Genomic DNA, 14,157 nt, shown 5'->3' with positions numbered 1-14,157 from the left:
TACGACCTGGCACCTTGCACTGAGCAAGCGGCGACAGACTGGGTCTACTAGGCTGATGTCACCGTGCTCAGACCAGCTTGCCAGCCTCACTGATCGGTATGGGCACAGTCATGTCCAACAACATCTGCGCCATACCCTTCCCCAGCGGGTCCATCCGCATCGATGAAGGGCCGCCGCCGTCGAGCGCATCGTGGAGCAGCAAGTTCATCCCGGCGATGCCCGGCAGATAGAAACGCTCGATTTTTCCATGCACCAGATGCGCAAAATACGCGCTCACCGCCTCAGGCGTGATGCGGCACCAGATGAGGGGCAACCATTCGGGCCGGCGCGCCACGAGCCCGATGTTCGACAGGTTGCCCTTGTCGCCGCTGCGCGCCCAGGCGAGTTCAATCAATCGCACTTCGACTTGCTGGCCACCGTCGCCCTCGAAGGGCGGAGGCTCGCAAGTGGCAGTCGCGCCCACATCGTCCGTATTCATCGGTACCGTTACCGAGTACGACTGACCGTCCAGCACGAAAGATACCGGCACCGCCTTCTTGGCGAGCAAGAAAGCAAAGGGCTTGATCAACGGCGACACCGCCGGTCGGCCGCCTCCGGGGCCTGTGGTGCCGGGTGACCACGATGTGCCCGATGGCGCAATTTCGCGCGCGAACATGGCCAGCGCCGCCTTCTGGGGATGGTTCGCGACCACCCGCATCATGACTTCGCGCACGTGGCGAGTGCGTGCGTGCGGCCCGTAGAGCGACTCGGCACCGATCACTTCGATATACGTCGACGTGAACGGCGGCAAGCCCATGTCGACGAGGATTTCGCTGGTTCTTTCGATGATGGATTCAGCGGTGCGCACCGCCTTCTTCTCGGCGTCGATACCGATGATCACCATGCTTGCGGCGCAGCGGAAGCCATCGAGTTGGGTGGCCGACACTTTGTAGTGGGGAGACGGTGCACGGCCGCGTGCCGGGCTCACGTACACGCGATCGGCGCCTTGCTGCTCGATAGTCACTTCGCGGAAGTCGCAAGTCACGTCAGGCAGCATGTATTCGCCTGGGTCACCAATCTCGTACAGCAACTGCTCAGCCACACAAGCACGGATCACCTTGCCGCCGGTGCCTTCCGGCTTCGTCACGACAAAGCTTCCGTCGGCATGGCATTCGGCGATGGGATAGCCGATGTGGGTCCAATCCGGAATGTCTTTCCAATCGGTGTGAAGTCCGCCGGTTGCCTGGCAGCCGCATTCGATGATGTGGCCCGCGAGGCTTCCCGAAGCGAGCAGGTTGTAGTCGTCCGCGCGCCAGCCGAACTCGTGCATGAGCGGGCCCAACGTGACGGCACTGTCGACGCAGCGCCCGGTGATGACCACGTCGGCACCGGCTGCCAGCGCGGCGGCGATCGGAAGTGCGCCCAAATAGGCATTGGCGCTCAATGCTTTCTCGGGCAGCGATTCATCAGTGAACATGTCTTTGGTGCCGGCGTCGCGCACCTCCGGCATCCGTGCGCTCACGTCGTCGCCCTCGATCACCGCGATGCGCAGCGTCACGCCTTCGGCTTCCGCCAGCGCCTGGAGTGCAGTCGCGCAGCCGTGCGGATTGATGCCGCCGGCGTTGCTCACGACCTTGATACCTTGGCGCTTGACGTCCTTCAGCACCGACTTCATCGCGATGTCGACGAAATCCGTCGCATAGCCCAATTCTGGCTTGTTGGCGCGCGCCGCGGCGAGGATCGCCATCGTGGTCTCGGCGAGATAGTCGAAGACCAGATAGTCGAGCCGGCCGAGTTTCACCAGTTGGGGCGCAGCCACCATGCTGTCCCCCCAGAAGCCGGAGGCGCCTCCGATGCGAACAGTCTTCTGCACAGGAGGTGACGTGGGCATGGGCGTGGACGCGGTCATGGGTGGCGAGCGACTCTATGGCTGCGAAAGGAACAAGCTTAGGCGAGGAGCGCGGCAGACGCTTGCGCCAAGTCGCTGCGTGGGGGCAAGCACCCGGCGCGAAAACACCCAGCGAGGCACTGCGGCATGATGACCCGGCCTTGGTTCGCCGCTATTCTTGTTTTTGCCATGTCATTGCCTCCACCTACCGCCGAGCGCCTTCCCGCCCACGGCCGCACTATCACTATCCGTGGGTATCGCCGCAACGACGGCCTATGGGACATCGAAGGCCATCTTCGCGACGTTCGCGATCAGAGTTTCAAGTTTCCGGGCGGCGAACGACCCGGCGGCGAGGCGATCCACTCGATGTGGCTGCGGCTGACGGTCGACGATTCGGCGCTCATTGTCGACGCCGTGGCGGCAACCGAAGATTCGCCGTTTCCGGACGCCTGCGGCGACATCGCGCCCCACTATGCAGATCTGATCGGCGTGCGCGTGGGCGCTGGATTCAACCGTCACATCTCCAAGCTCTTCGGGGGCATTCGCGGCTGCACGCACATGTCGGAATTGCTTCGGACCATGGCGACCGGCGTGGTCCAGACGCTTGCGGGAAACACCCTCGCCGTTTCGGACACGGAGAAGCCTTTTCAGCTCGACGGCTGCCACGCGTTGGCGACGGACGGGCCGCGCGTGGCGCAGTTCTATCCGCGCTGGTATCGACCGGCACGATGAAGGCGCTGGCCGGGTGGCATTGATCTCCAAGCTCCGGGTCCGTTTGCGCGCTTGAAGCTGATGCAGCCAATTCGCACAAGACTGGGCAGGTGCCGTTGCCTAAGCTTGGCGAATGGCCACCATTGAATCCACCATTGCGTGCGGCAGCGGGTCCTTCAAGGCGAATGCCGAGGGCATGAAGGCGCTGATCGAGCGCGTGCGTGCCTGCGAGCAGCGCACCATCGCCGCATCGGCGAAGTCCCGCGAGCGCTTCGAAAAGCGCGGTCAGTTGCTGCCACGCGAACGGCTCTCCCTTCTGCTCGACCCGGGCACGCCGTTTCTCGAGATTTCATCGCTCGCGGGCCTGGGGCTGGACAACGCCGATCTGGAGAAAAGTGTCGCGGGCGGCGGCGTGATCGCGGGCATCGGCTGGGTGTCGGGCGTGCGTGTCATGGTCAATGCGTCGGATTCGGGCATCGACGCCGGTGCGCTGCAGCCGATGGGCATACCGAAGCAGTTGCGCGTGCAGGAACTCGCACTCGAAAACAAGCTTCCATACGTTCAACTCGTGGAAAGCGCGGGCGCCAATCTGATGACCTACAAGGTCGAGGAATTCATCACCGGCGGAAGCCTGTTTCGCAATCTCGCGCGCATGTCTGCAGCAGGATTGCCCGTGATCACCGTGACGCACGGATCTTCGACGGCGGGAGGCGCCTACCAGACAGGCTTGTCCGACTACATCGTGATGGTGCGCGACCGTTCGCGGGCTTTTCTGGCCGGGCCGCCGTTGCTCAAAGCCGCCACGGGCGAAATCGCGACCGAGGAAGAACTCGGCGGCGCGGTGATGCACACCTCGATTTCCGGCCTTGGCGACTACCTTGCGGAGGACGACCGCGACGCCATCCGCATTGCACGCGAAATCCTCGCCAACATCGACTGGAACCGCGATTTGCCGCAGGAGCCGCCGCGACGCTTCAAGCCGCCACGCCATGACCCCGAAGAACTGCTCGGCATCATGCCGATGGACCCGAAGCGGCCCGTCGACATGAAGCAGGTGATTTCGCGCATCGCGGACGATTCGGACTTTCTCGAATTCGGCGAGAACTACGGCAGCGCTACGGTCGTCGGTCACATCAAGATCGAGGGCGTTCCATTGGGTGTCGTGACCAACAACGGCCCGATCGATCTGGCCGGCGCGACGAAGGCAACCCACTTCATTCAGGCTTGCTGCCAGTCCAAGACGCCGATCCTCTATCTCAACAACACGACCGGCTTCATGGTGGGCAAGGACTATGAAGAGGGCGGCATGATCAAGCACGGCTCGAAGATGATCCAGGCCGTGACCAACGCGACGGTGCCGCAGATCACCATCTATTGCGGCGCTTCCTTTGGCGCCGGCAACTACGGCATGTGCGGGCGCGGCTTTCATCCGCGGTTCTGCTTTTCGTGGCCGAATGCCAAGACTGCAGTGATGGGCGGCGAGCAGGCAGCGCGGACGATGGTCATCGTCACCGAGGCGGCGATGAAGCGCAAGGGCGAAGTCGACCAGGCAAAGCTGGATGATCTGGAGCGCCGCATCATCGAGCGCTTYGACAGCCAGATGAGCGTCTTCACGACCAGCGCGCGTGTGCTCGACGATGGCGTGATCGACCCCTGCGATACGCGGGCCGTGCTGTCGACGGTGCTTTCAATCTGCCGTGAAGCCGAATTGCGCCAGCCGCAACAGATGCAGTTTTCCGTGGCCCGTCCTTGAGCAGGCTGAGTCCTGAGACCATTCATGACAGCACCCGCATCCATTTCGCACGCCACGCCTTTCCACAAGGTGCTCATCGCCAATCGAGGCGAAATTGCATTGCGCGTGATTCGAAGCGCTCGCGCTCTCGGCTATCGCACGGTGGCGGTCTATTCGACCGCAGACAGGCTCGCTCGCCACGTGCGAGAGGCCGACCAGGCCGTCTGCATTGGCGAGCCGCTTCCGGCGCAGTCCTACCTGAACATTCCTTCCATCATCGAAGCCGCGAAACGCACGGGTGCCGATGCGGTGCATCCGGGCTACGGATTTCTTGCGGAGAACGAAGACTTTGCGCAAGCTTGCAAGGATGCAGGGCTGGTGTTCATCGGCCCATCGGCCGAGGTGATCGCTTCGATGGGCAACAAGGCCGCCGCCAAGGCGTTGATGCAGGCAGCCGGCGTGCCGTGCATCATGGGCTACCAGGGCGATGGTCAGGGCGAAGATTGCCTCGGACGGGAAGCGGCACGCATCGGCTTTCCCGTGATGATCAAGGCAGTGGCGGGCGGGGGAGGTCGGGGCATGAGGCTCGTCCCGTCCGCGGACGAGTTTTCAGGCCTGTTGCGCAGCGCGCGATCGGAAGCGCAGAGCGCCTTCGGCAATGCGGATGTGCTCCTCGAGCGCGCCATCGTCGAGCCGCGCCACATCGAAATCCAGATTCTTGCGGACCGCCACGGCAATGCGATTCATCTTGGCGAACGCGATTGTTCCGTGCAGCGCCGTCACCAGAAATTGATCGAAGAAGCGCCGTCACCCGCGGTGGACCCCGAGCTTCGCGAACGCATGGGTGCGGCTGCACTGGCAGCGGTAAAGGCGATAGGCTACGAAGGCGCAGGCACGCTTGAATTCCTGCTCGACCGCGAAGGCAATTTCTACTTCATGGAGATGAACACCCGGCTGCAAGTCGAGCACCCCGTGACCGAGGCCGTGACCGGACTCGATCTGGTGGAATTGCAGCTGCGAATCGCTGCGGGCGAGGCACTGCCGATTTCGCAAGAGCAAGTCCGATTCGACGGCCATGCCATCGAAGTGCGGCTGTGCGCGGAAGACGCCGACAAAGGCTTCATGCCGCAAAGCGGGACGGTCGCTCTCTGGAAACCGCCGAAGCGGTTGCGTGTCGAAGACGCATTGCATGACGGCGTCGAGATACCGCCGTTCTACGACTCCATGGTCGCGAAGATCATCAGCCACGGCCGCACGCGCGATGAGGCGCGACGCAAGCTTGCGTCGGGTCTGGAAGACATGGTGGCGCTCGGTGTGACGACCAACCAGGCCTTTTTGCGGCGTTGCATTTCCCATCCGGCATTCGCGAGCGGCCAAGCCACGACGGCCTTCATCGGCCAGCACATTGAAGAATTGCTTGCCATCGACGCTGTCGCGCGCGAGCGCGCCACTGCGCTTGCTGCCGTGCTGCTTTGTGAGACAAGCGTGGAGCATCGTCCCCCGTCGAATGAACGTCGCATGTGGCACAGCGTGCCAAATTCTTTGCGCTTCGAGATCGACGGAAAGCTTTGCAATGCGAGCTTGGTCGGCTCTCAACAGCGCTTCGATGTCACTTTCACGGAAAAGAGCTACGAGGTCGAACTCATGTCTCTCAGCGATGAGGCCGTGCGCTTCATCTGCGATGGCGTGGTCGAAGGTGTTGCCTACCATCGAGACGGACCGGCGCTCCTGATCGGCTATCGCGGTCTGTCGTTCCATATCGAAGACAAGACGCGCGCTGCCTCGGTCCGGCAGGGCGACGCCGGCGGAGACGGCAAGCTGCGGGCATCGATGAATGGACGCGTGGTGGCGATATCGGCCGAGGCGGGGCAGCAGGTCAAGGCCGGCCAGGCGATCGTGACGCTGGAGGCGATGAAGATGGAGCACGTCCATATCGCTCCGGCGAGCGGGAGACTTGCGGCCCTGCACGTGGCGATCGGTGATCAGGTGGCAGCCAACCGCGTGCTCGCCGAGATCAATCCGATTCCGCTTGTGACTGCCATTGCGATTGAGATTCCGGGTCCGGAGCCAGCGCGAAGCTGCTCTTGAGGCCCTGGGTGGCCGAGGGGCCCACCCACAAGTCGAATGAACCGGCCTCGACGGTCGGCTTCAGGTCCTGACCGATGAACATCAAGTCGGCGCGAGACAAAGTGAAATCCACATCGACCGTTTGACCGGGCTTGATCCGCACCTTGCGAAAACCCTTGAGTTCGCGCACAGGTCGCGTCACGCTCGCGGCCCGGGCGCCAATGTAGAGCTGCACGACTTCGTCCGCGTCGCGTGCGCCGGTGTTCGTCACGCGCGCGCGCAGATCGAGCTTGCCATTCCAATTCATGCGCCCTGATTTGAGTTCGAGCGAGTCATAGCGCACTCGCGCATAGCCCAGCCCATAGCCAAAGGGGTAGAGCGCGTCGTTGGTGGCATCCAGGTAGCGAGCCTTGTACATCTGCGCTGGCGCGTTGGCGAGCTGCGGCCGGCCAGTGCGCTTGTGGCTATAGTAGTAGGGCACCTGGCCCGGTGTCTGCGGAAAGCTCACGGGCAGGCGGCCGGACGGATTTGCATCGCCGAAGAGCACGTCAGCGATGGCGGGTCCGGTCTGGGAGCCCAGGAACCAGGTGACGACGATCGCATTGGCGCCCCGCACAGCGCCCTCGAGTGCGAGTGCCCGGCCATTGCGCAGGAGGATCACCACGGGCTTGCCTGTCGCAGCCACGGCATTCGCGAGATCCTGCTGAGCTTTCGGGATTTCGATGTCCGACCGTGACCGCGATTCGCCGGACATTTGTTCGTTTTCACCAATCGACAGCACCACGACATCCGCATCCTTGGCCGCTGCCACTGCCGCGGCAATGCCGCCTTCGAGGGGCGCGTCCACGTCCGAACCTCGCACCACCGTCAGCGAATCGGGCGAAGACAGGCGGCTGCGCAGTGCATCTTCAATGCCGACCGGCGGCGCCTGATCCGGAAAAATGCGCCATGGGCCGAACAGGTCCGACGTGCCGGCGAAGGGCCCGATCAAGGCGATCTTCTTGCCGGATTTGGGCAGCGGCAGCAGATCGCCCTCGTTCTTGAGCATCACGATGGAGCGGGTCGCCGCTTCGCGCGCCAACGCCTGATGTGCAGCCATGTCGAAGCGGGAGCCTGTCGGTTTGTCGTCCAGGCCACGGAAGGGCTGGTCGAACAATCCGAGCTTCGTCTTGACGCGCAGCACACGGCGGACTGCTTCGTCCAGCCGCGACTTCGGCACCTCGCCCGCCGCCACGAGCGCCGGGAGGTACTTCATGTACAAGCCGCTCTGCATGCTGACGTCGGTGCCGGCGAGGAATGCGCGCCGCGCCGCTTCCCGCCCATCCGCGGCAAAGCCATGCGCGATGAGCTCTTCGTCGGCCGTGTAGTCCGACACGACGAAGCCCTGAAAACGCCATTCGTCGCGCAGCACGCCCGTCAGCAAGGATGGATTGGCGTTCGACGGAATGCCGCCGATCTCGTTGAAGGCGCTCATGATCGACAGCGCGCCGGCGTCGATGGCCGCCCGAAAAGGCGGCAGATAGACCTCGCGCAATGTTCGGTCCGACAGGTCGACGGTGTTGTAGTCCAGTCCACCCTCGGCGGCGCCGTAGCCGGCGAAATGCTTGGGCGTGGCGAGCATCGAGTCCGCGCGCGACAGATCGGCACCCTGAAAGCCATGCACCCGCGATGCCGCGAACTGGCGGCCGAGGTAAACGTCTTCGCCAGCGCCTTCGACGCCGCGGCCCCAGCGCGCGTCGCGCGCGATGTCGACCATCGGTGCAAAAGTCCATCGGAAGCCATCGGCACTGGCTTCTTGCGCCGAAGCCCGCGCCGTGCGCTCTGCCAGCGCCGGCTCCCAGCTCGCCGATTCGGCCAGCGGGACCGGAAACACGGTGCGAAAGCCATGGATGATGTCCGCGCCGAAGATCAGCGGAATGCCCAGGCGCGATTCATTGACGGCCGCTTGCTGCGCTTGCCGTTTGCCTTCAAGGCCTTCGTCGTTGAAGAGACCCGTCACGCGGCCGGCGCGGATGTCGGCCAGTTGCTGGTCGACGCTTTGTTTTGCGGCTTGCGGGTTGGCCACGATGTCCACGCCGGCGGGCGCGTAGAGGCTGAGCTGGCCGACTTTTTCTTCGACGGTCATGCGGGCGATCAGCGATTCGATGCGCGCTTCGCCAAGCGATTGATGGACCGTGGTGGAACAGCCTGTGATGCCAGCCGCGAAAAAGAGGAGGAGGGCGGCCGCTGCCGGAAATCTGCAAACACTCATGGCGACCATTTTCGCGGATGGCGCGCGCAACGAGGCTGCTCGGGGACAATCGGGCGTTCCTTTCTCCGCTTCCGCAGGGTCCGAACCATGTACATGCCTCCGCAGTTCAATGCCACCGATCGCGCAATCGCCTTGGAGTTGATGCGCGCGCACGCCTTTGCCAGCCTGATTTCGACCGACGACGAAGGATTGCCCTTTGTCAGCCATCTGCCGCTGGTGGCGGACGAAAGACCCTCCGGCGAACTGGTGCTGCTGGGGCATTGCGCCAAGCCCAACCCGCACTGGCGCTACCTGCATGAAAGGCCCAGGGCCGTGGTGACTTTCCTCGGCCCGCACGCCTACATGTCGCCTTCTGTGTATCCCGACCTTGCGCGAGTTCCGACCTGGAACTACCTGGCCGTGCACTGCACGGTCGAGGCAAGCCTGATCGAGTTACCTGCCGAAAAGGATGCGCTCCTCAAGCGCCTGATCGGCCAGCACGAGCCGGCGTATGCGCAGCAGTGGCGCGACCTGGGCGAGGAGTTCCAGAACAAGATGCTCAACGGCATCGTGGGGTTCGAACTGCGCGTGACTGCGCTCCAGTGCAAGCTCAAGCTCAATCAGCACCGCAAGGAGTCGCATCCCGCCATGCACGCGCAATACAGCGTGGGCTCGTCCGACGAAAGGGCGCTCGCCGGATGGATGAAGCGTCTAGGCATGACCGTGACCGACGGAATGAAGGCGGAGGATATCTGAGATGCGCGCCCTTGGACTCATCGGACTTCTGATGGCGCTGCTCATTGCCGGGGTGCTCGTGAAAAAGCAGTTGAACGTGGTCGCCGCTCCCGTTTTGCCGGCCGGCGCCGCCGCGGCGACTGGGGCCGCGCCGACCGGCGACGTTCGTGCCCAGAGCCAGCAGATTCAGCAGCAGATCAAGCAATCCATCGAAGCGGCGCAGCAGCCGCGTTCCATGCCGGATGACAACTGACGCGCATTGGATGGAATCGGCGCTCGCGGAGGCGAGGCAGGCCGCGGACGCCGGCGAAGTACCGGTCGGCGCGGTGGTGATCAAGGGCGGCGTGCTCATCGCCAGCGGACGCAACGCCCCCGTCGCGCTGCACGACCCCAGCGCGCACGCTGAAATCAATGCGCTGCGCGCGGCAGGGGAGGCGCTCGGAAACTATCGCCTCGATGGCTGCGAGCTCTTCGTGACGCTCGAGCCCTGCGCGATGTGCGCCGGCGCGATGTTGCATGCGAGGCTGAAGCGCGTCGTGTTCGGCGCGAGCGATCCGAAGACCGGCGCGGCGGGCTCGGTGCTTGATCTGTTCGCGCAATCGCAACTGAATCACCACACTGCCGTCAAAGGCGGGGTGATGGCGGCGCAATGCCAGAAGCTTTTGCAAGGGTTTTTTCGCGGTCGCCGCGGCGCGCTGCGCGAAGCAGCCGAACCGTTGCGCGACGATGCCTTGCGCACGCCGGCCGAACGTTTCAGCGCGCTGGCTGACTACCCCTTCGAATCGCACTACGTGTGCGACCTGCCGAGCCTGCAGGGATGGAGGATGCACTACCTCGACGAAGGCCCCACCGAGGGACTATTCGCGCTCCTGTGCCTGCACGGGCCGGGTGAATGGAGCTACTTCTTTCGGCACCTTGCCAGTCTCGGTCAGCTTCGCGTCCTGGCGCCGGATCTCATCGGCTTCGGCAAGAGCGACAAGCCCAAGCGCGAGGCGATCCATCGGCTGGAGTGGCACCGCGATGTGCTGCTCGAATGGATCGACCAACTCGACGCCAGACCGCTCGTGCTGGTGCATAGCGCGGGCGCGTCCGGGCTGGCCTCGCTTCTCGTCGATGCGGCTCCCGGGCGTTTTGCCAAGGTGCTTTGCGCGCCCGACGAAGGCGCCCAGGCCGCCGATGCATGGCGAGCACCGTTCGCTGACCGCGGCTATGAGGCCGGCCTCCGAGCGCTGGGGGCCGTTCAAAGACGTGTCTCGGGCCCTTCGGCAGCGCAGGCGGCACAAATCGCCAAGGATGCGATGGGATACTTCGCCCCGTGAAAAAACACATCTATATCTATTCGCCGTCCAGTGCGGTGCGCGACAAGGCCGCTTTCAAGCGGGGCGTCAAGCGCCTCCAGGCATTGGGCCACGAGGTCGAGATCGACGAAGCCGCGCTTGCCACCCATCAGCGCTTTGCCGGCGACGATGCCGTTCGGCTGGCCTCCATCTCGCGTGCTGCGGCCAGCGGCGCCGACGTGGCACTCATCTCGCGTGGCGGGTATGGGCTGACGCGCATCCTCGACGCGATTCCGTACAAGGCCGTTGCCAAGGCCATCCATCGCGGCACCGAGTTCGTCGGACTCAGCGATTTCACTGCCTTCCAGAGCGCGCTGTTGGCGAAGACCGGCAGCGTGACCTGGGCCGGCCCGGCAATCGGCGAAGATTTCGGCGCGGAAGCAGGCGCGGACGACATCATGGAAGCCTGCTTCGACGACCTGCTGTGCGGGCAGGGCGAAGGCACCGGCTGGCGGATGCCGGCGCGCGACGCGGCCGACGTGGGCTCGTTTCGCGGCATTCACGGCGCGGTGCTGTGGGGAGGCAATCTCTGCGTGCTGACCAGCCTGCTCGGAACGCCATATTTCCCGACGATCGATAAGGGCGTGCTGTTCCTGGAGGACGTCAACGAGCATCCTTATCGCATCGAACGCATGCTCGACCAGTTGCGCCACGCCGGCGTTCTCGCGCGCCAGAAAGCGGTGATCCTGGGACAGTTCACGGGGATCCGAAAGGTGCCGCACGATCGCGGCTTCGGCATGCAGACCGTGACGGCGAGATTGCGGGAGTTGATCAAGGCGCCGGTGTTGACCGGGCTACCTTTTGGTCACGTGCCGACCAAGGTTCTGCTGCCGGTCGGCGCGAAGGTGGAAATTGCCGCCGACGGGCGCGACGTCTTCATGGTCTGGGGACATCGCCACGCTCATTGAGCGTTGACGTTGAACCTCGAGCGCTGGGCGTCGCTCGGCTCAGGTGGTGATGCGCTGGTGGGTCCTCGGACCCATCGTGTGCGGGAGGCCGCCCTTGAACAGGCGATTGATCTGGCGCATCTGGCGTCGCGCTGCGACTTCACCGTCGACCGCGCTCAGCGCCGTCAGCACATCCTGGCGCAGATACCAAAGCGCCTCGAGGTCGCCCGCGAAGCGCACGCGCTGTGCAACACGTTGCACCGAGTGCCCCCCGTGAACCTGCAGGAGCGACAGCATGGCGGTGCGAATCCGACCCATCTGACGGTCCGCGGAACGACGCGAGCCGAAACCTGGGAGAGACAGAATGCGGAAGAACCTGCTGAGGGAGACCATTGCGTAAAGGCGGGTGCCGAGAGCCTTGATGAGTGAGTACGTTACGGCGGCCCCCTTTCACGCACAAGAGGCGAAACGACATTTCGCGTTTAAAAACAACATACTTCACGATTCACTTCAAGCTTTGGTCCAATAAGAGTACGGAAGTGTTACTTGTCTAAATGCAACAGTTGCAACCAGGGTCCGCCAAAATGAAAAAGCAACAGGTTCAAGCTGAAGTCGCGCGATTTGGCTCCGGAAGGCCGTCTTTTTTTGCTCCTTTGCCATAATCCGGAAGCGAGAGCTACCAAAAACTGCACACATGGGCGCCGAATCCACTGTCGTATTTGCTGACTTGACGGGGAGTACCAGGGTCTTCGAGGCCATGGGAAACGCGCGCGCGACCGAGACGGTGACTCGGCTGACCCAATGGATTGGTGGTGTGTGTGAATCCCACAGTGGCCGGGTCGTGAAGACGCTCGGCGATGGCGTGCTGGCCGTGTTCGGAAACGGCATCACGGCCACCCGTGCCGCGCTCGAAATGCAGCGCAATCATCAGAAGCGGCTGCAAACCTGGCCTGCGCCTCTGCGCATGGAGCTTCAGATCGGCGTCGCGAGCGGGGAAATCGTGCAGGTCGATGGCGATTGCTATGGCGACGCCGTCAACCTGGCATCGCGCCTGAGCGATCTCGCAGGCCCCGGCCAGATCTGGGCGACCGAATCCGTCATCGATCAATTTCATGGCGGCGAAGTCCGTCATCGCAGCCTCGGCCCCATCAACATTCGCGGCAAGAACGAGATGCCGATCGTTCACAGGATCGACTGGCAGGACGAGGTCTCCGAGTTCCTGACGATGCCGGCTTCGCTGGTTCAGTCGGCGCGAGCCGCCGATTCATCCTTCGGGCAGATCGAGCTGGCTTGGCTCGACGTGCGCTCGATGTTTCGGGCCGAAGAGTTGCCCATTCACCTGGGCCGGGTCGACGAGGCGCAATTCGTGGTCAACGATCCCCGCGTTTCACGCCTGCATGCACGCATCGAATCGCGCAATGGCAGCTGCGTGCTCGTGGATGTCAGCACGTACGGCACCTGGGTGCGCTTTCATGGCACGGCTGGCGCCAGCGGCGAGATCGCACTGCGGCGCGACGAATGCGTGTTGCATGGCAGCGGCGAAATAGGCCTGGGGGCGCCGCTGAGCGACTTCAGCGCGCCGACCATCTCGTTCAACACCACGGGCGGAAACGTGCTGCTGGCGCGACGCGACGTACGTTGAAGCTGCCGGGGTGCCTCAAGAGGCATCAGGTGTACGGGGCTTATCGGGCATATGGGGCATATCGGGCATTTCCGACATGCCCAATTCCGAACATATCCGAGTCACCACGGTTTTCATTTTCGAGAGCTCGGTCTCCAGCCGCGCGACATGGGCCTTGAGCGCGGCGACTTCGCTCAACGAGATCTCGTCGGCGCCCGTGGAAGCTGCTGGCGAGGCCAAGACCTCCGCAGGCTCGCCGCCGAGGAGATGGGTCCAGCGGCTTTCGCGCGAGCCGGGCAGGCGCGGCAATTTCACGACAAGACTACCAGCAGGCCGCTCGGCCATTTCATCCAGGAAGCCTTCAACGGACGAGATGTCGGCAAAGTTGTGCATGCGGTCTGAGGCGATGCGAAGCTCTCCCGCGGTCTGCGGTCCGCGCAGCATCAGCACGGCCAGCAGGATGATCGATTGCGATGGAATCCTCAACACGCCATCGATGTTGTGCGCGTAGCGAAACACGCGGCCGCCGCTGGTTTCCTGCACGAGGCTAAGGCCCTTCAGGCTTTCGATCGCACTCTGGGCGTCCGAATCCGTGATCTCGAGGATTGGGTTGCGACTGGTCTTCTGGTTGCAGCCCGCGACCAGCGCGTTGAGGGTGAGCGGATAGCTGTCGGGCACCGTCCGCTGCTTTTCAGCGAGCACGCCAAGCACACGGGTTTCAAGAAGCGAAAGAACGGGAAGAGGGCTGGACATGGCAGGAAATCGGGGTTGGTTTTTTGCGCGATTTGCGCGATCTGGTGCACAGATGTAGCTTAGCGATCAAACTGACGACGCTTTGCCAATCTCCTGTTGTCCCGCTGCTCATTCAGGAGGCAATGCGGTGGGAACCCGCGTGGATACACGCGACCCGTAGGCGACTCCCGCGACTTCACACAGTGTTATCCACAGAATGGCGGCACAACTCCGGCGG

The 14,157-nt window shown here is 63.5% G+C and carries 12 protein-coding genes; 8 read left to right on the top strand and 4 right to left on the bottom strand.

Annotation, left to right across the window (positions count from 1 at the left end):
• Positions 1–67: 67 nt before the first annotated feature.
• Positions 68–1,888, bottom strand: a complete 1,821-nt coding sequence (locus AC1DSF_RS12950) for an acyclic terpene utilization AtuA family protein (protein WP_478123276.1) — start codon at positions 1,886–1,888, stop codon at positions 68–70.
• A gap of 168 nt (positions 1,889–2,056) precedes the next feature.
• On the opposite strand from AC1DSF_RS12950, the gene AC1DSF_RS12945 reads away from it, so the two are divergent.
• The 3 genes from AC1DSF_RS12945 to AC1DSF_RS12935 all read left to right on the top strand — a co-directional run bounded on the left by AC1DSF_RS12945 (position 2,057) and on the right by AC1DSF_RS12935 (position 6,398).
• Positions 2,057–2,599, top strand: a complete 543-nt coding sequence (locus AC1DSF_RS12945) for a DUF2889 domain-containing protein (protein WP_478123275.1) — start codon at positions 2,057–2,059, stop codon at positions 2,597–2,599.
• A 112-nt stretch (positions 2,600–2,711) separates the two neighbouring features.
• The gene (locus AC1DSF_RS12940; RefSeq protein ID WP_478123274.1) at positions 2,712–4,331 is read left to right on the top strand and encodes an acyl-CoA carboxylase subunit beta; all 1,620 of its coding nucleotides are present in this window, start codon (positions 2,712–2,714) and stop codon (positions 4,329–4,331) included.
• A gap of 24 nt (positions 4,332–4,355) precedes the next feature.
• The gene (locus AC1DSF_RS12935; protein WP_478123273.1) at positions 4,356–6,398 is read left to right on the top strand and encodes an acetyl-CoA carboxylase biotin carboxylase subunit; all 2,043 of its coding nucleotides are present in this window, start codon (positions 4,356–4,358) and stop codon (positions 6,396–6,398) included.
• Here AC1DSF_RS12935 and AC1DSF_RS12930 read toward each other — a convergent pair.
• Positions 6,325–8,628, bottom strand: coding sequence for a glycoside hydrolase family 3 N-terminal domain-containing protein (locus tag AC1DSF_RS12930; RefSeq protein ID WP_478123272.1), 2,304 nt, complete (start codon positions 8,626–8,628; stop codon positions 6,325–6,327). The two genes, AC1DSF_RS12935 and AC1DSF_RS12930, sit on opposite strands and share 74 nt — an antisense overlap.
• An 87-nt stretch (positions 8,629–8,715) precedes the next feature.
• On the opposite strand from AC1DSF_RS12930, the gene AC1DSF_RS12925 reads away from it, so the two are divergent.
• Genes AC1DSF_RS12925 through AC1DSF_RS12910 form a run of 4 tightly spaced genes read left to right on the top strand, consistent with a single transcriptional unit; the run spans position 8,716 to position 11,587 of the window.
• Positions 8,716–9,363 (top strand): FMN-binding negative transcriptional regulator, encoded by a 648-nt coding sequence (locus AC1DSF_RS12925; protein WP_478123271.1) that lies wholly within the window; start codon positions 8,716–8,718, stop codon positions 9,361–9,363.
• A 31-nt stretch (positions 9,364–9,394) separates the two neighbouring features.
• Positions 9,395–9,595 carry a hypothetical protein gene (locus tag AC1DSF_RS12920; RefSeq protein ID WP_478123270.1) on the top strand — a complete coding sequence of 67 codons (201 nt, stop codon included), beginning with the start codon at positions 9,395–9,397 and terminating at the stop codon, positions 9,593–9,595.
• Between the two features lie 10 nt (positions 9,596–9,605).
• The gene (tadA, locus tag AC1DSF_RS12915) at positions 9,606–10,661 is read left to right on the top strand and encodes a tRNA adenosine(34) deaminase TadA (RefSeq protein ID WP_478123269.1); all 1,056 of its coding nucleotides are present in this window, start codon (positions 9,606–9,608) and stop codon (positions 10,659–10,661) included.
• Positions 10,658–11,587: an LD-carboxypeptidase gene (locus AC1DSF_RS12910; RefSeq protein ID WP_478123268.1), complete on the top strand. Its 930-nt coding sequence runs from the start codon at positions 10,658–10,660 to the stop codon at positions 11,585–11,587. Before tadA ends, AC1DSF_RS12910 begins: the two co-directional genes overlap by 4 nt.
• Positions 11,588–11,626: 39 nt before the next feature.
• Here AC1DSF_RS12910 and AC1DSF_RS12905 read toward each other — a convergent pair whose 3' ends face one another.
• On the bottom strand, positions 11,627–11,884 hold the full coding sequence (locus tag AC1DSF_RS12905) for a hypothetical protein (protein WP_478123267.1): 258 nt from the start codon (positions 11,882–11,884) through the stop codon (positions 11,627–11,629).
• A gap of 376 nt (positions 11,885–12,260) precedes the next feature.
• On the opposite strand from AC1DSF_RS12905, the gene AC1DSF_RS12900 reads away from it, so the two are divergent.
• Positions 12,261–13,208, top strand: a complete 948-nt coding sequence (locus AC1DSF_RS12900; protein ID WP_478123266.1) for an adenylate/guanylate cyclase domain-containing protein — start codon at positions 12,261–12,263, stop codon at positions 13,206–13,208.
• A gap of 15 nt (positions 13,209–13,223) precedes the next feature.
• Here the strand turns inward: AC1DSF_RS12900 and AC1DSF_RS12895 are convergent, their stop codons facing one another.
• Positions 13,224–13,940 carry a YceH family protein gene (locus tag AC1DSF_RS12895; RefSeq protein ID WP_478123265.1) on the bottom strand — a complete coding sequence of 239 codons (717 nt, stop codon included), beginning with the start codon at positions 13,938–13,940 and terminating at the stop codon, positions 13,224–13,226.
• Positions 13,941–14,157: the final 217 nt, after the last annotated feature.

The organism is Variovorax sp. 01N429 (assembly GCF_056399425.1).
This window is presented reverse-complemented; position numbering and strand designations above follow the sequence as displayed.